The sequence below is a fragment of the Brevibacillus panacihumi W25 genome (assembly GCF_000503775.1).
Lineage (GTDB): Bacteria > Bacillota > Bacilli > Brevibacillales > Brevibacillaceae > Brevibacillus > Brevibacillus panacihumi_A.
The window spans coordinates 373,815-390,700 of the sequence record NZ_KI629782.1 but is presented as its reverse complement, the minus strand read 5'-3'; the positions used below and the strand labels follow the sequence as shown (position 1 = coordinate 390,700).

Annotated in this window: 20 protein-coding genes; all 20 read left to right on the top strand. The window is 52.2% G+C overall.

Features of this window, described 5'->3' with window-relative positions; all coding sequences use genetic code 11:
- Positions 1-74 precede the first annotated feature (74 nt).
- The 20 genes from T458_RS31320 to trpA all read left to right on the top strand — a co-directional run bounded on the left by T458_RS31320 (position 75) and on the right by trpA (position 16,884).
- Positions 75-746 carry a lytic transglycosylase domain-containing protein gene (locus T458_RS31320; protein ID WP_031305336.1) on the top strand — a complete coding sequence of 224 codons (672 nt, stop codon included), beginning with the start codon at positions 75-77 and terminating at the stop codon, positions 744-746.
- Between the two features lie 28 nt (positions 747-774).
- Positions 775-1,005, top strand: coding sequence for a trp RNA-binding attenuation protein MtrB (gene mtrB / locus T458_RS31315; protein ID WP_023554433.1), 231 nt, complete (start codon positions 775-777; stop codon positions 1,003-1,005).
- 70 nt (positions 1,006-1,075) lie between these two features.
- On the top strand, positions 1,076-1,585 hold the full coding sequence (locus tag T458_RS31310) for a hypothetical protein (RefSeq protein ID WP_023554432.1): 510 nt from the start codon (positions 1,076-1,078) through the stop codon (positions 1,583-1,585).
- Between the two features lie 122 nt (positions 1,586-1,707).
- Complete coding sequence (locus T458_RS31305) at positions 1,708-2,544, top strand: heptaprenyl diphosphate synthase component 1 (protein ID WP_023554431.1); 837 nt, start codon at positions 1,708-1,710, stop codon at positions 2,542-2,544.
- Positions 2,545-2,562: 18 nt separating this feature from the next.
- On the top strand, positions 2,563-3,273 hold the full coding sequence (locus T458_RS31300) for a demethylmenaquinone methyltransferase (protein WP_031305334.1): 711 nt from the start codon (positions 2,563-2,565) through the stop codon (positions 3,271-3,273).
- A gap of 77 nt (positions 3,274-3,350) precedes the next feature.
- The gene (locus T458_RS31295) at positions 3,351-4,220 is read left to right on the top strand and encodes a UbiA-like polyprenyltransferase (protein WP_023554429.1); all 870 of its coding nucleotides are present in this window, start codon (positions 3,351-3,353) and stop codon (positions 4,218-4,220) included.
- Positions 4,217-4,813: a UbiX family flavin prenyltransferase gene (locus T458_RS31290; protein ID WP_023554428.1), complete on the top strand. Its 597-nt coding sequence runs from the start codon at positions 4,217-4,219 to the stop codon at positions 4,811-4,813. The genes T458_RS31295 and T458_RS31290 overlap by 4 nt, the downstream gene beginning before the upstream one ends.
- A 134-nt stretch (positions 4,814-4,947) precedes the next feature.
- Positions 4,948-5,913, top strand: a complete 966-nt coding sequence (locus tag T458_RS31285) for a polyprenyl synthetase family protein (RefSeq protein WP_023554427.1) — start codon at positions 4,948-4,950, stop codon at positions 5,911-5,913.
- A 106-nt stretch (positions 5,914-6,019) separates the two neighbouring features.
- On the top strand, positions 6,020-6,463 hold the full coding sequence (gene ndk, locus T458_RS31280) for a nucleoside-diphosphate kinase (protein ID WP_023554426.1): 444 nt from the start codon (positions 6,020-6,022) through the stop codon (positions 6,461-6,463).
- A gap of 149 nt (positions 6,464-6,612) precedes the next feature.
- Positions 6,613-7,386 carry a CheR family methyltransferase gene (locus tag T458_RS31275; protein ID WP_031305332.1) on the top strand — a complete coding sequence of 258 codons (774 nt, stop codon included), beginning with the start codon at positions 6,613-6,615 and terminating at the stop codon, positions 7,384-7,386.
- A gap of 74 nt (positions 7,387-7,460) precedes the next feature.
- On the top strand, positions 7,461-7,628 hold the full coding sequence (locus tag T458_RS57080) for a hypothetical protein (RefSeq protein ID WP_023554424.1): 168 nt from the start codon (positions 7,461-7,463) through the stop codon (positions 7,626-7,628).
- A 204-nt stretch (positions 7,629-7,832) separates the two neighbouring features.
- Positions 7,833-8,993, top strand: a complete 1,161-nt coding sequence (gene aroC / locus T458_RS31270; protein ID WP_023554423.1) for a chorismate synthase — start codon at positions 7,833-7,835, stop codon at positions 8,991-8,993.
- The gene (gene aroB / locus T458_RS31265) at positions 8,993-10,096 is read left to right on the top strand and encodes a 3-dehydroquinate synthase (RefSeq protein ID WP_023554422.1); all 1,104 of its coding nucleotides are present in this window, start codon (positions 8,993-8,995) and stop codon (positions 10,094-10,096) included. The genes aroC and aroB overlap by 1 nt, the downstream gene beginning before the upstream one ends.
- Positions 10,096-10,473: a chorismate mutase gene (aroH, locus tag T458_RS31260; protein ID WP_023554421.1), complete on the top strand. Its 378-nt coding sequence runs from the start codon at positions 10,096-10,098 to the stop codon at positions 10,471-10,473. Before aroB ends, aroH begins: the two co-directional genes overlap by 1 nt.
- Before the next feature lie 397 nt (positions 10,474-10,870).
- Entirely contained in the window at positions 10,871-12,385 is a 1,515-nt protein-coding gene (gene trpE / locus T458_RS31250) for an anthranilate synthase component I (protein ID WP_023554419.1), read from the top strand.
- Positions 12,379-13,404 carry an anthranilate phosphoribosyltransferase gene (trpD, locus tag T458_RS31245; protein WP_023554418.1) on the top strand — a complete coding sequence of 342 codons (1,026 nt, stop codon included), beginning with the start codon at positions 12,379-12,381 and terminating at the stop codon, positions 13,402-13,404. The genes trpE and trpD overlap by 7 nt, the downstream gene beginning before the upstream one ends.
- Entirely contained in the window at positions 13,394-14,203 is an 810-nt protein-coding gene (trpC, locus tag T458_RS31240; protein ID WP_023554417.1) for an indole-3-glycerol phosphate synthase TrpC, read from the top strand. Before trpD ends, trpC begins: the two co-directional genes overlap by 11 nt.
- Positions 14,200-14,838, top strand: coding sequence for a phosphoribosylanthranilate isomerase (locus T458_RS31235; protein WP_023554416.1), 639 nt, complete (start codon positions 14,200-14,202; stop codon positions 14,836-14,838). The genes trpC and T458_RS31235 overlap by 4 nt, the downstream gene beginning before the upstream one ends.
- Complete coding sequence (trpB, locus tag T458_RS31230; protein WP_023554415.1) at positions 14,831-16,066, top strand: tryptophan synthase subunit beta; 1,236 nt, start codon at positions 14,831-14,833, stop codon at positions 16,064-16,066. The genes T458_RS31235 and trpB overlap by 8 nt, the downstream gene beginning before the upstream one ends.
- Positions 16,063-16,884, top strand: a complete 822-nt coding sequence (trpA, locus tag T458_RS31225) for a tryptophan synthase subunit alpha (protein ID WP_023554414.1) — start codon at positions 16,063-16,065, stop codon at positions 16,882-16,884. Before trpB ends, trpA begins: the two co-directional genes overlap by 4 nt.
- The last annotated feature ends 2 nt before the right edge of the window (positions 16,885-16,886 follow it).

The window sequence follows — 16,886 nt, the reverse complement described above, 5'->3', positions numbered from 1 at the left end:
TTCCACTCTTGGATTCCCTCGCAATCTTTTCTATAATAGAGGGATGATAGAGGTAGGAAAGGTTGTTTGAGGTCATGAAGATACCCGCATCGGCGCAAGCAATATACTATCAGCTCCAGAATCTTGATGCTGCTACCGCCAAGAATAATACCTATACAGCGGAAGACGATCTTTTTGCTGATCTGTTGCAGGCTCAAGTGGCTGCAGGCCAGCGTGTGATTCGCGCAGAAGAGATCGTGTCCAAGCTCGATGGCGCACCTGATTGGAGCTTCATGCACGAAGGCTCCGCAGCCGGGTCATATAGCGGGAAGCCTGATGGTGCAGCTCAGGGCAGCAATGTTTCGATTCAGGCTATCCTGGATAAAATCAAAACGACAGCTCGTTCTCATGGCGTAGACGAAGATTTGGTTCGCGAAGTCGTTCGTGCGGAGTCCAATTTCAATCCCTATGCGGTCTCGGGTGCAGGAGCGAAGGGATTGATGCAATTAATGGACAGGACCGCCCAGGCGATGCATGTCCGCAATGTATACGATCCCGAGGAGAACCTCGCAGGGGGTACCAAATATCTGAAAAGCCTGTTGGAGCGTTTTGACGGCAATATCGGAGTGGCCTTGGCTGCGTACAACGCTGGTCCCACTCGCGTTAGCAGTCTCGGTATCACCACTGACGAAGAGCTAAAGGAGAAATATGCGTTGCTTCCTCAAGAAACGCAGCGCTATGTAGAGAAAATCTTGAACCGCTTGTAGATCAGCTAGCCGAGAAGGAGGACAGATGATGAGCCAGACACCCAATTTTCAACAAGATTACGTCATCGTGAAGGCGAAGGAAAACGGTGTAAACGTAATTGGACTTACTCGCGGCTCCGATACGCGTTTTCACCATACCGAAAAGCTGGACAAGGGTGAAGTGATGATTTTGCAATTTACCGAGCATACCTCTGCGATTAAGGTGAGAGGAAGCGCTGTTATCTATTCCAAGCACGGAACCATCGACACGACGGAGTAAAGGAAGAATGGGAAAGCAGGCATAGCCTGCTTTTTTTGTTTGTACAATGGGAAGAGAGGAGGGATGCCGGATGCCACGAAGACTATTTCTGGCGATCGCTGTATCTTCATTGCTTGCCTTTGTACTATCTTTGATCCCGATCGATCGGTGGAAACAGGCGGATTTGGCTACTTTCCAGCCTTCTTCTCCGATTCGGTTAGACGAGCAAAATACGCTCGATTTATTTACAACGGTTACAACACATTATAATATTAAGCGTATCAAATGGGATCATGCCTCGATCTACGTCGATCTCGTCGTAAAACCGGAGCAGCAAGTGGAGCTTCCGTTCGTATATCAGGATTTTTACCATGTAACGAATCAATTGTTCACGTTCACCTGGAATGTGAATCAGGTTTACTTTCGCTTGCTCGAGGATCGGGATTATCTAAAAGGGAACCGCATGCTGGTTGCGATTCAATCGGATCGACAGACGCATTCCCGCTACGCCAAGAATTTGACAGGGACGGATGAGATAGCAGGTTTCGTAAAAGAAACCTATTCTGTGCGTATTGACCCTTATTTTTACGAGAGAAATTAGTCCCTGAGGAACGAAGTGTGATATGATGGTAAGGACGGCCTTTTGACCGGGCAGCTTGAAAAATGGACGTGTACGAACAAGCGAAAGACATCAGGTTGTGTACAGCTAGTGGAGGAGGACGCATGAGCAGAGAACAAACTCCAACTGTAGAGGAAGTTCGGAACATTATCGAACAAATCTACAAGCGAACCACCCAATCCTATGTAGAGAAATACGTGGATGTTCCCGCACTTTCGGAGAGCAGACTCTCCCTGTTGTTTCATTTTCTTCTGGAACAGGGCATGAACAAGGAACGCGCCACGATTCTCTGCACGGCGACTGGGCTCGTCCAACTGGGATTGGACATGCATGAACTTGTTACCAACACCTATGAAAAGACGGAAGCGGCAGAACGTAATCGACAATTAACGGTGCTGGCCGGAGATTATTACAGCAGCCGTTACTATCAATTGTTGGCCGAAGCAGGAGAGATCAAGGCGGTCGAAGTATTGTCGGGCGCTGTCCAGCGCGTGAACGAAGCCAAGATGAGGCTGTATATCGCAGGCAAAGACGGCAGACTTTCCTCCGATGAAGAGTACTGGGAATTGCGCAATATGATTGATACAGGTCTTTATGTCGCGATCGTGGAAGAGTACGCTACTCGTGAGGATACACGGCGAATCTGGATTGACCTATTTAAGGATACGGCTACGGTGGAGAGTGTCATCGGCGAGTGGGAGCATTTGAAATGGCAACAGCAACCGCCTTTTGGCTTTTCCAGGTTTCTGCTGCAAAAACCGGGGGCGACTATCTCACAGGTTTTGTACAGCATTGAAACAAAAGCATTGGATATGATCGGCATGTGTGAACAGATGGCCCGGAATCTCCATCCCGTGGAAACGCGTAACATGCTGGCAGCCATTACGGCTCGTTATGCACATCGGGTGAACCGATTGAAACGGGTCATTGAGGAGTTGTAAGCTTTGGAGCAGACACACATGAAAGATAAGGCTCAGTTCGTTCACTCCGTCTTCGAGAGCATTGCGGATGATTACGACAAAATGAACAACGTCATCAGTTTCGGCAGCCATGTAGCCTGGCGAAACTATACCATGAAGCAAATGAATATTCAGCCTGGTCAAACAGCTTTGGATGTTGCATGCGGCACGTGCGACTGGACCATTGCGCTGGCAGAGGCCGTAGGTCCGTCAGGCCGGGTAGTGGGCTTGGACTTTAGCCAAAACATGCTGGATGTCGGTGCCTACAAGGTAGCAAAAGAGAAGCAGGACCAGGTCGTTTCGCTCGTCAATGCAGATGCAATGAACTTGCCATACGAGGATAATACCTTTGATTATGTGACGATTGGTTTTGCCCTTCGCAATGTTCCTGATGTACAGACAGTGCTGAAGGAAATGACCAGAGTGGTCAAGCCAGGGGGGAAAGTGGTCTCACTCGAAGTTTCCAAACCTCCTTTCAAGCCTTATCGCCAATTGTTCTATCTTTATTTTTACCATATTCTGCCATTCGTTGCTAAGCTGACTGTAAACAAGTACGAACAGTATGCTTGGTTGCCGCAATCGTTGACGAATTTTCCAGACAGTCGCGAACTGGCGGGCATGTTCCAAAAGGCAGGGCTCGACCCTGTACAAATCAAGCTGTTCATGGGGGGCGTAGCAGCCTTGCATATGGGGACAAAACCATCACCTTGATGCAAGGGGATGTTGCTTTTTGTTCAGCCAAGGCTCAGTATAGCCAAGTTTTCTAATGGGAATAGGAAGTGTATCGCATGGCTCTTCGCAAGTTGAAAATCATATTGGAAATGATAAAATTTGAACACTCGATCTTTGCTTTGCCGTTTGCGTTTATGGGAGCGGTACTGGGCAGCATTGTAGTAGAGGGAACCTGGCCCACCTGGATGGAGATTTTTTGGGTGACAGTGGCAATGGTAGGGGCCCGCAGCGCAGCGATGTCGCTCAACCGGTTGATTGACCGTTTCATTGATGCGAAAAATCCGCGTACGGTGACGCGTGCCATTCCGGCCGGATTGATTTCTGTGATAGAAGTTCTTGTCTTTATCGTTGTTTCTTTCCTGGTGTTGTTTATCGCAGCGTTCCAGTTAAACGATTTGGCAGTGAAGCTGCTGCCATTGGCAGTATTTGTGCTCGTGCTGTATTCTTATACGAAACGGTTTACCTGGCTTTGCCACTTTGTTCTCGGTATCGCGATCGGCTTCGGTCCGTTGGGCGGTTGGGTGGCTACGACTGGTCAGGTCGATATTACAGGATTCTTGCTGTTTGCTTCCGTCATGTTCTGGACGGCAGGCTTTGATATTATCTACGCTTGCCAAGATGCGGACTTCGACCGCAAAGAAGGCTTGTACTCGATGCCTAGCCGTTTCGGGGTTGCCAACGCGCTGCTTGTGGCGAGAATCTGCCATTTCTTGACGTTCATCGGGCTGGTTTCTCTTTATGCCATGGCGGATCTGTCGTTCTGGTTCCTGATTGGAGTACTGATTTCCGGGGCGATTCTGATCTATGAGCACAGCCTGGTCAAGCCGACTGACCTCTCCAAAGTGGACGTAGCATTCTTCAATATGAACGGTATTTTGAGTGTCGTCATGTTTGTTTTTACCATGATTGATTTGGTGATCACATGACTCAGCAAAAATGGGCAGTCGGGATTACAGGAGCAAGCGGTGCCATTTATGGCGTTCGTCTGGTTCAGGAGCTTCTTCGGGCAGGACATCTTGTGCACCTGATGATCACGGAAGCAGGCTGGCAGGTATTTCGCGACGAATTGGACTGGGATACGCAGGATCGGGAGGCCCTGCTGCAGGAAAAGCTGCAGCAGGATTTTCCCGGTGTGCTTCAGTACTGGGGACTGCGTGATTTTCGATGTCCTGCCGCGAGCGGTTCGTATCGCTGTGATGGGATGATCGTGGTTCCCTGCTCGATGGGGACGGTATCTGGATTGGCGCAAGGCGCATCTGGCAATTTACTGGAGCGAGTCGCTGATGTGATGTTGAAGGAAGGGCGCCGGCTTGTCCTCGTGCCCCGCGAGACGCCTCTCAATGCCATTCACCTGGAGAATATGCTCAAGCTTTCGCGACTGGGGGTAAAAATACTGCCAGCGATGCCCGGTTATTATCAGAAGCCGCAAACGATGGATGATCTGATCAACTTTGTAGTGGGCAAAGCTTTGGATGCACTGGACGTTCCCCATGCGCTGTTTCGACGCTGGGGAGAGTAGGGACCGAAGCTCTTTATCAAGGAATACGCGCCACAGGGCATTCCCGTTACACGGGAGCAAGACCGCTTTTACGGATGTGGGGGACTCTGCGGGCGACACCGATCAATACTACGTCGATGAAATAGGTGGGACGGATGAACCTTGTCGAAATTTACTTCAAGATGAAAAAGGACGTCCAGTACATCGAGGATGAACTGGAAAAGTCCATCGATACCGAAGTGCGGGAGCTGTACCAGTCCTCTACGCATTTGCTGAAGGCCGGAGGGAAGAGGATTCGTCCGGTTTTTGTTCTGCTTGGCGGCAAATGGGGGAATTACGATATAAAAAAGCTCAAGCACGTCGCGGTACCGCTAGAGTTGATTCACATGGCGACATTGGTTCACGACGATGTGATTGATGATGCGGACAAAAGACGCGGACGGGAGACAGTCCGCACCAAATGGGACAATAAGGTCGCCATGTATGCAGGGGATTATATTCTCGCGCGTGCCTTGGCTATCGCGGCACAGCTGCCGATTCCCCAATTGCACCGAATTCTCGCGCACGCCATGGTAGAGGTATGCAAGGGCGAGATCGAACAGGTGAAGGATTTGAATAACTGGAACCAAAATTTCCGCACCTATCTGCGGCGGATCAAACGCAAAACAGCTCTCCTCATCGCGATCAGTTGCCAGATGGGGGCTGTAGCGAGCGGAGCTGCGGAAGAGATAGTCCGCAAAATGTACTGGTATGGCTACAATGTCGGGATGGCATTTCAAATTACCGACGACATCCTGGACTTTACCGGTACGGAAAAGCAGCTTGGCAAGCCGGCTGGCAGCGATCTGCTTAACGGCAACATCACCCTGCCAGCGCTCTATGCGGCACATCACGGGCGCTCACGCGAGCAATTCCAGACGTGGATTGCCGAGGAGATGTTCTGGGATCATGTCCATGAAGCGGTTCAGATGGTTCGCAATGACGAAGGAATAGGCTTTTCGCAGAGACTGGCGGAGCGCTACATCGCACGTGCGCGCGCAATTTTGGCTGACTTGCCGGATAATCAGGCGAAGACGTCTCTGCTGGGAATTGCCGACTTTATCATTGAACGTAAATTTTAAACAAATTTCTTGGTCATGCTGTTGCTTGCGACCCACTGTTTTGATAAAATTTGCGGTGGTGTGATTACACTCACCAATACATAGCTGTAATGGAGGCATACTTACAATGGAAAAAACATTCCTTATGGTAAAACCTGATGGTGTACAACGTAATCTGGTCGGGGAGATTGTATCCCGCTTCGAGAAAAAAGGATACCAACTGGTAGGAGCAAAACTGATGACAGTTAGCCGCGAGCTGGCTGAAAAACACTACGCTGAGCACAAAGAGCGCCCGTTCTTTGGCGAACTGGTAGACTTCATCACTTCCGGTCCTGTATTCGCGATGGTATGGCAAGGAAACAACGTCATCGCCAACGCTCGCTCCATGATGGGCAAAACAAACCCTGCTGACGCAGCTTCCGGTACAATCCGTGGCGATTTCGCAACTTCTGTAGGGATGAACATCATCCATGGTTCCGATTCCCCAGAAAGCGCAGAGCGTGAAATCGCACTGTGGTTCTCCAATGATGAAGTGCTGGCATACGACAAAACGATCCAAGCTTGGATCTAATCCGGAATCTTGGGATTCAGAAAAAGACCCGATATTGGGGTCTTTTTCTATTTTTGTCACAATTCGCTACAAACTCGATAGGGATTTGCCGATATTCTAGAGAATAGCATGAATGATATTGGAAAGAGGATGGATGGCGGGTGGCTGAAATGGAAGATAAGGACTTTCTACAATTTATCCTAAGTGTAAAAAAAATGACTGGTATAGACCTAGCCCTCTACAAGGAAGCGCAAATGAAGCGCCGTTTGACATCCCTGCGGATCAAGCGGGGTTATTCTACGTTCGCGCTATACTTCGAGGCCATCTCGAAAGACAAAGAGCTATTCTATGAGTTTTTGGACCGCATGACAATCAATGTATCCGAGTTTTTCCGAAATCCGGGAAGATGGGAAGTGCTGGAGAACAAAATTCTGCCCAGATTGACCAAGCAGTCGGGGCGCATCAAATGCTGGAGTGCCGCCTGCTCGACAGGGGAGGAACCCTATACGCTGTCGCTGATCCTGCTGCGCAAAAAGATTGATGCAACTCTGCTTGCAACAGACATCGATGAAGGGGCGATAGCAAAAGCGAAGCAGGGAGTGTACACGGACCGTTCGCTGCAGGACTGCCCGCCGGACCTGGTCTCGAAATACTTTGCCAAGGACACGCACAGTTATCGGATTTTGGACGAAGTGAAAAATAAGGTGACTTTCAAAAAGCACAATCTGTTGGCAGATCCTTTTGAATCGCAATTTGATTTGATCATATGCCGCAATGTCATGATCTATTTTACGGAAGAAGCCAAGCATGAGCTCTATCAAAAATTCAGCCGTGCCTTAAAACCGGGCGGCGTCCTGTTCGTCGGCAGCACGGAGCAAATTTTTCAACCGCATCAATACCAGCTTGAAGCAGAAGATACGTTTTTTTATCGAAAAATGGGATGATTCAACCCTGCAGAGGTATAAGGCTGCTCGTTTCTACCAAGACTAGGAATACCTACTAGTATGGGAGGATGCAGATGGATAAGCAGAAAGTCATCGAAGCATATCGTCGGGGCCTGATTACGCTGCAAGAATGTGGGCAAATACTCGGTGCGGAGCAGACGCAACTAGATGATCTGATGCGAACTGAAAACCACCGACGTCCGATTAGTCAAAATCCATTCATGATCGTGGACCACTTCTGAGTGTGTGATAGACCGTTGCGCTTCTCCTTATTCGGAGGAGCGTTTTTCCGTAAAAGAGGGCGGATCCCGCATGGTTTGCCACTTTTATATTTTCACAGGATGGCAGGTATGATATTATAGCGCTTAAAAGTGATAAAGAATGGCGTCCTGATGATAGAGATGTGTCGGTGTGCAGGAGCGCCAAAAGGATGGAGGAAGCAAAGGATGCGTTATTTGACAGCAGGTGAATCTCACGGACCTCAATTAACGGCAATTATTGAAGGGGTTCCCAGCAATTTGCCGTTTTCTGTAGATGCGATTAACGAACAACTGGCCCGCCGTCAAAAAGGACATGGTCGCGGCAGACGGATGCAAATCGAGAAAGACCAGGTAAAGGTCGTCTCCGGTGTGCGGCACGGCTATACGACCGGGGCTCCTATTACACTGGTAGTAGAAAACAGAGACTGGACACACTGGCAAGGAATTATGAGTGCCGAGCCTGTTGAGGGCGCTGAGGAAAAGCGTCGGGTTTCGCGTCCGCGGCCAGGTCATGCGGATTTGAACGGGGCGATTAAATACCATCAGCGCGATATGCGAAATATTCTGGAACGTTCCAGTGCGCGTGAGACAACGATTCGCGTGGCGGTCGGTGCGGTGGCCCGGCAATTGCTGGCGGCGTTCGGCATTCGCGTCGGAGGACACGTCCTGCAAATCGGCGAGGTAGTGGCACAACGCCAGGATGTCAGCTTGGAAGAATTGATCGCGCGTACCGAGGAATCTCCGGTCCGTTGCTTGGATAAAGAGGCAGAGCCGAAAATGATGGCGTTGATCGACAAAGCCAAGGAAGATGGCGATTCGCTTGGCGGTATCGTGGAAGTGATCGTGGATGGCGTGCCGATCGGGCTGGGAAGCCACGTGCAATGGGATCGCAAGCTGGACGGGCGTCTGGCGCAAGCGATCATGAGCATTCAGGCGTTCAAAGGCGTAGAGATCGGCATCGGTTTTGAAGCGGCCGGACGTCCTGGCTCTCAGGTGCATGACGAGATCTCCTGGAATGAACAGTCCGGATACAGCCGCAAATCCAATCGGGCAGGCGGGCTGGAGGGCGGCATGACGACTGGCATGCCGATCGTCGTCCGCGGGGTGATGAAACCGATCCCGACCTTGTACAAACCATTGATGAGCGTCGATATCGATACACATGAAGCGTTCTCTGCCAGCGTCGAGCGATCGGACAGCTGTGCGGTGCCTGCTGCAAGCGTGGTAGCCGAGGCAGTCGTCGCTTGGGAAATCGCGCGGGCGATGTGCGAGAAGTTCCCGTCTGATTCCATCGACGATATGCTGGAGAACGTGAGCCAATATCGCGCCTACACGGAGAAATTCTAATGAGCATGCAAACATTGAAGGTAGAGTTGGGAGAACGATCCTATCCGATACTGATAGGGGAGCATCTCTTGCAACGTGCTTCAGATCAGTTGCAAGAGGTAGGGATTATGTCCAAAAGCAAACTGATGATTATTACCGATCAGCATGTAGCTCCCCGCTATCTGGCTTCGTTGCAAGCGGAGCTGGAGGCGGCAGGATATTCGGTTGTTGCCAAAGTGATCGAGCCAGGCGAACAATCCAAAAGCCTGGCAGTCTATGAAAACGTCATGACGGAGGCAATCAAGGCAGGTCTGGACCGCAAGTCTGCCATTCTGGCACTTGGCGGAGGCGTGGTCGGCGACTTGGCTGGGTTTGTGGCAGCGACCTACATGCGCGGAATTGATTTCGTGCAGATGCCAACCTCTCTTCTGGCACATGATAGCTCCGTCGGCGGAAAAGTGGCGATCAACCATCCCTTGGGCAAAAATCTGATCGGTGCTTTCCATCAGCCCAAAGCGGTGATTTATGATACAGCTACCTTGCAGACATTGCCCAAGCGAGAAATTGCGGCGGGTTTTGCCGAGGTCATCAAGCATGGATTGATTGCGGACGAAACCTTCGTGACCTGGTTGGAGCAGGAAGCAGACCGATTGGGGGCATTGGAGGCGGATGCGATTGCAAAAGCGATCTACCAAGGCTGCCGGGTCAAGGCTGCCATCGTCTCCGCGGATGAGACGGAGCAGGGACAGCGTGCCTTGCTGAATCTGGGGCATACCTTTGGCCATGCCTTTGAAGCCTTGTCATCGTATTCCACCCTCAACCATGGGGAAGCGATCTCCATCGGAATGTGTGTGGCGGCGAGGCTGGCTGAACGCATCGGCTTTGCCAAGTCCGGTACCTATGCACGTACGGCGCGAGTGCTTGGCCTCTACCACCTGCCCACCACCTGGCCTGCGGGCATGTCGCCGGATGCTGTACTGGAAGCGATGAAACGCGATAAAAAGACTGTGGGAGGCAAGCTGGCGCTTATTTTGCCGCGTGCCATCGGCAGTGTCGAAGTCGTCAAAGAGATTGATGAAAATGACATCCTTAGTGTGATGAGAGAAGAAGCGGAGGCAAAATAATGGGAGTGCGAGCAATTCGAGGAGCCATTACTGTAGAGAAGGATACGCGAGAAGAAGTCATATCGGCAACCAAGCTTATGCTGGAGGAAATCATTGCGCGCAATGAACTGGCTGCAGAAGACATTGCAAGCATGCTGTTCACCACGACCGAGGACGTCAACTCGGTATTTCCAGCGCAGGCAGCACGTCTGTTGGAAGGGGAAGACTGGGCGTACGTGCCATTGATGTGCATGCGCGAGATTCCTGTACCAGGCAGCTTGCCCATGTGCGTGCGTGTGATCATGCATGTGAACACGGACAAATCGGCCAAGGAGATTCAGCACGTCTTTTTGCGTGATGCCGTCAAGCTGCGTCCTGATTTGACAAACCGCTCTTGACCCGATTTCCTCTCTGGTCGGGGGAGAAAAGTATCCGGTCATTTTTCACTACAGAGTTGACAAGTGCGGCGCTCTCTTTTACCATAGTAAAAACGAGAGCGCCTCGTTATTTCAGAAGATGAGTTTTAAGTAGCCTTAGCCGCTCACAGAGGAGCGGGAGGCAGATGAGTTGTTTTATCCGGTATGAATAGCAGTTTGCCGGCTGAGAGTAGAGAAGAGCAGAGTAGAGATGAGTTAGGTTGAGGAGAGAAGAGAAGAGCAGGCTGGGTATGAACACACACCCAATCCAGGTCTTTTCCTGGGTTTTTTTATTATTTTCTCCCCCTACCTCTCGCTCTAGAAGCGGGGCAGGAAAGAGGTTCCCTCCTTCCGCTCCCTGAAAAGGAGATGAGAGCATATGTATTTTCCCTCCCTTGCCGAGGTGCAAACCCTCTCGGCGTCGTATTCCTTTATCCCTGTAAGCATGACCTTGCTGGCGGACCAGGAGACCCCGATCCGCTTGTATCAAAAAATTCGGACACGCGATTCGTTCCTGCTCGAAAGTGTGGAGGGCGGAGCTCGCTGGGCGCGCTTTTCCTTCATCGGAAAAAATCCCTTTCAGATCGTGGAGGCAAAAGGCAACGAAATCAGCGTCCGTCGTCGGGATGGCTCGACAACCAGTTTGGCAGGAAATCCAATCAACTTCCTGCGAGCGGAGACAGAGCGCTATAAAAGTCCCAAGCTGCCAGGCTTGCCTCGCCTGAGTGGCGGAGCTGTCGGTTTTTTCGGCTACAATACCCTGCATTATTTTGAAAAGCTTCCTCCTCATTCTAAAGAAGCTTTGCGGGTCCCGGACATGCGCTTTCTGTTCGTCGATGAAATGATCGCATTCGACCACCTCAAGCAGGAGATTCGGTTAATTGTCAACCTGCATGTGGAAGAGAGCGATACCGCAGCGACTATTGCCGCAAAATACGCGCAAGTATGTGAACGGCTGGAACAGCTTGCGAATCAGGTAAGCAGCCCGGCTTTATCTGACCAGCGGATTCCGGTCGCTGTAGAGAAGCCTCGTTCTTTGACAGTAGAAGCCAATATGACTCGCGAGCAATACGAGCAAATGGTCGTGCAGGCGAAGGAATACATCGCGGCAGGGGATATTTTCCAAGTCGTACTCTCTCAGCGTTTTTCGGTAAAGACGGATGTTGATCCGTTTGCTGTCTATCGAGTCCTGCGCACCTTGAATCCATCTCCGTATATGTTTTACCTCGAATATGGCGATGAGACAGTCGTAGGGACATCCCCTGAACTGCTCGTGCGCGTCGAGGACGAGAAAGTGGAGATGAGACCGATCGCTGGTACCCGCAAGCGCGGGGCGACGCCACAGGAGGATGACGCGTTGGCGGCAGACCTGTTGGCGGACGAAAAGGAACGGGCAGAACATTACATGCTGCTCGATCTCGGCCGCAACGATGTGGGGCGCGTCAGCACGTATGGCAGTGTAAAAGTCGAAGAAGCGCTCGTGATCGAGCATTACTCCCACGTCATGCACATGGTTTCCCATGTAACCGGAGAATTGCGCGAAGGCATGCATCCTTTTGACGCACTGGTGTCCGCCTTTCCGGCTGGGACTGTATCAGGTTCGCCAAAGCTGCGAGCGATGGAGATTATTGCCGAACTGGAGACAGATGCGCGTCATCTCTATGCTGGCGCAATTGGCTACATCTCCTTTGACGGTTCGCTGGATAGCTGCATCACGATTCGCACCCTGGTTTTCCAGGATGGTCAAGCCCATGTCCAGGCAGGTGCGGGGATTGTGGCTGACTCGGTTCCGGCTCATGAGTACCAGGAGACACGAAATAAGGCAGCTGCAATGATTTCCGCGCTGGAAAAGGCGGAGCAGTTGTTTGCGCCCAAGGAGGAATTGACATGCTGACGAAAGCGCTGGAGCAAATTTTGCAAGGACAACATCTCAACCGACATGTAGCGGAGGAAGCTATGGGACAGATCATGGACGGGAAGGCGACCGCTGCGCAGATCGGAGCTTTTCTCGCCACACTGCGGTTAAAAGGCGAGCAGGTAGAAGAAATCATCGGGTTTGCCCGAGCGATGCGAGCACGGGCCATCCGCTTTCCCCTCGATATGCCGGGTCTGGTAGACACCTGCGGGACTGGTGGCGACGGAAGCCATACATTCAACATCTCGACCGCCAGTGCCATCGTCGCAGCCAGTGACGGTGTGCGAATCGCGAAGCATGGCAATCGGGCGGTATCGAGCAAGAGCGGCAGCGCCGATGTTCTGGAAGCGCTGGGAATCCCGGTCAACCTGAGTCCTGCAGAAGCAGCTGATTGCCTGCGGGCGACCAACCTTTGCTTCCTGTTTGCCCCGACTTATCACCAGGCGATGAAGCATGCGGCGGGTCCGCGCAAGGAATTGGCGGTACGCACGGTCTTCAATCTGCTGGGTCCCCTGACTAATCCGGCAGGAGCCAGCCACCAGTTGATGGGAGTCTACGACGCGAAGCTGCTGCCGATCGTGGCGGAAGTGCTGCGTGAGTTGAACGTCCAGCGGGCCTTGGTCGTAGCAGGCGAAGATGGATTGGACGAATTGACGGTGACGGGGAAAAGCTATATCACCGAGTTGCGTGATGGAAACATCCACTCGTATGAGGTAGAGCCAGAGCAATTTGGTCTCAATCGGCATGAAAAGGACTCCCTTCGCGGCGGCGATGCGGCGCAGAACGCGAAGATTATCACCAATGTATTCGCAGGAGAGCGTGGCGCAGCCCGCGACGTGGTATTGCTCAATGCGGGGGCGATCCTTTATCTCTCCAACCGGGCAAGAACGATTGAAGAGGGCGTAATCCGAGCGGCGGAATTGATCGATGATGGCCACGTAGCCAGCAAGTTGGACCATATTCGCCAGATTGCAGGAGGGATGATTCATGCTTCGTAAAATTGTCGAGCAAAAAATAGAAGAGGTTAACCGCTTGAGACAAGAGCACACAATAGGCACATTACTGGCAGAAGCCAAGCAGGCTCAGCCACCCAGGGGATTTCGCAAGGCCTTGGAGATGAGCGCTCGCCCTGTAAGTGTCATTGCTGAGGTGAAAAAAGCGTCCCCCTCCAAAGGATTGATTCGGGCCGACTTTGCCCCGGTAGAGATTGCCCTTGCCTATCAAAAGGCAGATGCCGAATGCTTATCGGTACTGACCGACGAAGTCTTTTTTCAAGGTCATCTCTCTTATCTGAAGGACATTCGTGCTGCGGTAGACCGTCCGCTTCTGCGCAAGGATTTTCTCATTGATGAGCTTCAGGTCGTCGAGGCGAGAGCGGCAGGGGCGGACTGCGTCCTGCTGATTGCCGCGATATTGGAGGGAGCTCAGCTTCGAGCGTTGAACCAGACGGCAGAAGAATTGGGCATGGATGTTCTGATCGAGGTGCATGACCGGGCAGAGTGCGACATGGTTTTCCGCCATACGACGCCCAAGCTGCTCGGCATCAACAATCGGGATCTGCGTACATTTCAGACTGATCTGAATGTCACGCGTGAGCTGATCAAGGAGCTGCCTCCTTCCTTGACAGTGGTCAGCGAAAGCGGCATCGGGGCGCCGGAGGATGTGGAAAATGTACGGCGAAGCGGTGCGCGGGCGGTTTTGGTCGGAGAGCATTTTATGAGGCAGCCTGATGTGACAAAAGCTGTTTGCGACCTCGTCGGAAAGACTGCCGAGAAATCGTCGGGGGTGTCTACATGACGCTGGTCAAAATATGCGGCATCAAAAACGAACAAACGCTTGGGCTACTGTCTGAATGCGGAGTTGATTACGCCGGATTTGTCTTTGCTCCAAGCAAGCGCCAAGTAACGGCTGCTGCAGTGGGGGAGATGCTGCGGGCGGTTTCCCAGCATCCGCCAGCGGTTGGTGTGTTCGTCAATCCGACGCTGGAGGAATTGACGCAAGTGCTGGCAGAAGCGCCGCTTGCGGTCATTCAATTACATGGACAGGAGACTCCGGCATTTTGCCAAGAGGTCAAGGAGCGATTTTCCCTGCCTGTCTGGAAAGCGGTGGCGGTTGGAAAAGAAGGAGACATGGCGGATCGATTGGCAGCATACGCGGCCACAGTAGACGCCTTTTTATTCGATACGTACGATCCTGCTCAGGCAGGTGGGACGGGCAAACGTTTTACCTGGGGAGAAATTCCTGGACTTCGGTCAGCTTGCCGAGGGGTCAAGGAGGTCATCGCTGGAGGAATCCACGCGGGGAATGTGACAGAACTGATAGCGCGCTACCAACCTGCAGTCATTGATCTGTCCAGCGGTGTGGAGACAGACGGAGAAAAAGATGAACAGAAAATCAGAGAATTGATGGAGAGGGTGAAGGGACATGGCTGATGTACAATCAACAGCAGCAAGAGTCGTTCCGGACGAAAAGGGACGATTTGGGGAATACGGGGGAAAATTCGTTCCGGAGACACTGATGAATGCATTGATGGAGTTGGAACAAGCCTTTGAGGAAGCGCGGCGCGATCCATCCTTCCGAGAAGAGCTGTATGGATTGCTAACGGAATATGCGGGAAGACCGACGCCGCTTACGTATGCGGAACGGCTGACGGAGGAATTGGGTGGGGCGCGCATCTACCTGAAGCGCGAGGACCTCAACCACACCGGCGCCCACAAGCTTAACAATGCGCTTGGGCAAGGCTTGCTCGCAAAGCGCATGGGGAAAAAGTCGATTATCGCGGAAACGGGAGCGGGCCAGCATGGTGTAGCGAGTGCTACGGTTGCAGCCAAACTCGGACTGTCCTGTCAGGTGTTCATGGGCGAAGAAGATATTCGCCGCCAGTCTCTGAATGTTTTTCGCATGAAATTGCTTGGCTCTGAAGTGATTCCGGCTGTATCCGGCTCTCGCACCCTCAAGGATGCGACGAACGAAGCGATTCGTCACTGGGTATCGCATGTAGATGAAACCTTCTACGTCATCGGCTCTGTCGTAGGACCGCATCCATATCCGTACATGGTGCGTGAATTCCAGAAAATCATCGGGGAGGAAACGCGCAGTCAGATTCTCGACATGCTGGGTCAACTGCCTGATGAAGTGATCGCATGTGTCGGGGGAGGCAGCAATGCGATCGGGATGTTTTATCCCTTTATCCAGGATGAGTCCGTCGCCTTGCGAGGTGTGGAGGCAGCAGGGCTGGGTGTCGATACGGACAAACACGCCGCTACTTTGACCAAGGGACGTCCCGGTGTGATTCACGGCTCCTTGACCTACCTGTTGCAGGATGAACACGGACAAGTGCAGGAGGCGCACTCCATCTCTGCTGGTCTGGACTATCCGGGCATTGGACCGGAACACTCGTACCTCAAGGACACCGGCAGGGTCACGTATGCGGCGATTACAGATGCGGAAGCACTCGAAGCGGTTCAACTCCTATGTCGTACGGAAGGAATTATTCCGGCGTTGGAGAGCGCACACGCAGTAGCCGAGGCGATGAAGCGCGCACCGCAGATGAGCAAGGATCAAGTGTTGGTGATTTGCCTGTCGGGCAGAGGAGATAAAGACGTTTTGACGATTCAGGATGCTTTGGCACCGAAACAGGAAGGGGAAAATCTAGCATGACGACTACTCCAGCAAATCGCATTGACCGTCTGTTTGCTGATCGCAGCCGCAAGCGTTTTATACCGTTTATTACCGTGGGAGACCCAACTCTCGAAGCGACTTTTCAGTTGATTCAAGGCATAGCAGAGGCAGGGGCAGACCTGTTTGAGCTGGGAATTCCCTACTCTGACCCGCTCGCGGATGGCCCTACGATCCAACGCGCTTCCCAACGAGCTCTTAAAAATGGCGTCTCGATCAAAGATGCCCTGCAACTGGTCACTCGCTTGCGGGATAGCGGCATGGAAGCGGGGCTGGTCCTGTTCACCTACGTCAATCCTGTCTTCCAATACGGGATCGAGCGATTCTTCGCGGATCTCGCGGCGAGCGGTGCAGATGGAGTCGTCATTCCCGACCTGCCTGTGGAAGAAAGCGGCCCTGCCGTGGCAGCGGCACAAAAGCACGGAGTGCACGTCATCTCCCTCGTAGCTCCTACCTCGGATGCACGGATCCAAATGATCGGGGAGCAGGCGACCGGTTTTCTCTACTGTGTGTCCTCTCTAGGCGTGACAGGTGCCCGTTCGGAGCTGCGCAGCGACTTGACCGATTTTTTGGCCAGGGTCAGAGAAAGCACGAATGCGCCTACCGCGGTCGGCTTTGGCATCTCGACCCCGGAACAAGTCCGCACACTTGCGCCCCATGCGGATGCGGTGATCGTGGGGAGTGCCATTGTACGGGAAATCGAGCGGTATGAATCAGAATTGAAGGACCCTGCTACAACAGGAGAGGCTGTCGGAAAAATAAAAAACTTTGTACATCAGCTGACGAGTGCGCTACAATAATG

What these genes read in the sequence shown, in the direction of transcription:
- T458_RS31320 (WP_031305336.1), top strand. Translation starts at nt 75, where the DNA reads ATGAAGATACCCGCATCGGCGCAAGCAATATACTATCAGCTCCAGAAT.
- mtrB (WP_023554433.1), top strand. Translation starts at nt 775, where the DNA reads ATGAGCCAGACACCCAATTTTCAACAAGATTACGTCATCGTGAAGGCG.
- T458_RS31310 (WP_023554432.1), top strand. Translation starts at nt 1,076, where the DNA reads ATGCCACGAAGACTATTTCTGGCGATCGCTGTATCTTCATTGCTTGCC.
- T458_RS31305 (WP_023554431.1), top strand. Translation starts at nt 1,708, where the DNA reads ATGAGCAGAGAACAAACTCCAACTGTAGAGGAAGTTCGGAACATTATC.
- T458_RS31300 (WP_031305334.1), top strand. Translation starts at nt 2,563, where the DNA reads ATGAAAGATAAGGCTCAGTTCGTTCACTCCGTCTTCGAGAGCATTGCG.
- T458_RS31295 (WP_023554429.1), top strand. Translation starts at nt 3,351, where the DNA reads ATGGCTCTTCGCAAGTTGAAAATCATATTGGAAATGATAAAATTTGAA.
- T458_RS31290 (WP_023554428.1), top strand. Translation starts at nt 4,217, where the DNA reads ATGACTCAGCAAAAATGGGCAGTCGGGATTACAGGAGCAAGCGGTGCC.
- T458_RS31285 (WP_023554427.1), top strand. Translation starts at nt 4,948, where the DNA reads ATGAACCTTGTCGAAATTTACTTCAAGATGAAAAAGGACGTCCAGTAC.
- ndk (WP_023554426.1), top strand. Translation starts at nt 6,020, where the DNA reads ATGGAAAAAACATTCCTTATGGTAAAACCTGATGGTGTACAACGTAAT.
- T458_RS31275 (WP_031305332.1), top strand. Translation starts at nt 6,613, where the DNA reads ATGGAAGATAAGGACTTTCTACAATTTATCCTAAGTGTAAAAAAAATG.
- T458_RS57080 (WP_023554424.1), top strand. Translation starts at nt 7,461, where the DNA reads ATGGATAAGCAGAAAGTCATCGAAGCATATCGTCGGGGCCTGATTACG.
- aroC (WP_023554423.1), top strand. Translation starts at nt 7,833, where the DNA reads ATGCGTTATTTGACAGCAGGTGAATCTCACGGACCTCAATTAACGGCA.
- aroB (WP_023554422.1), top strand. Translation starts at nt 8,993, where the DNA reads ATGAGCATGCAAACATTGAAGGTAGAGTTGGGAGAACGATCCTATCCG.
- aroH (WP_023554421.1), top strand. Translation starts at nt 10,096, where the DNA reads ATGGGAGTGCGAGCAATTCGAGGAGCCATTACTGTAGAGAAGGATACG.
- trpE (WP_023554419.1), top strand. Translation starts at nt 10,871, where the DNA reads ATGTATTTTCCCTCCCTTGCCGAGGTGCAAACCCTCTCGGCGTCGTAT.
- trpD (WP_023554418.1), top strand. Translation starts at nt 12,379, where the DNA reads ATGCTGACGAAAGCGCTGGAGCAAATTTTGCAAGGACAACATCTCAAC.
- trpC (WP_023554417.1), top strand. Translation starts at nt 13,394, where the DNA reads ATGCTTCGTAAAATTGTCGAGCAAAAAATAGAAGAGGTTAACCGCTTG.
- T458_RS31235 (WP_023554416.1), top strand. Translation starts at nt 14,200, where the DNA reads ATGACGCTGGTCAAAATATGCGGCATCAAAAACGAACAAACGCTTGGG.
- trpB (WP_023554415.1), top strand. Translation starts at nt 14,831, where the DNA reads ATGGCTGATGTACAATCAACAGCAGCAAGAGTCGTTCCGGACGAAAAG.
- trpA (WP_023554414.1), top strand. Translation starts at nt 16,063, where the DNA reads ATGACGACTACTCCAGCAAATCGCATTGACCGTCTGTTTGCTGATCGC.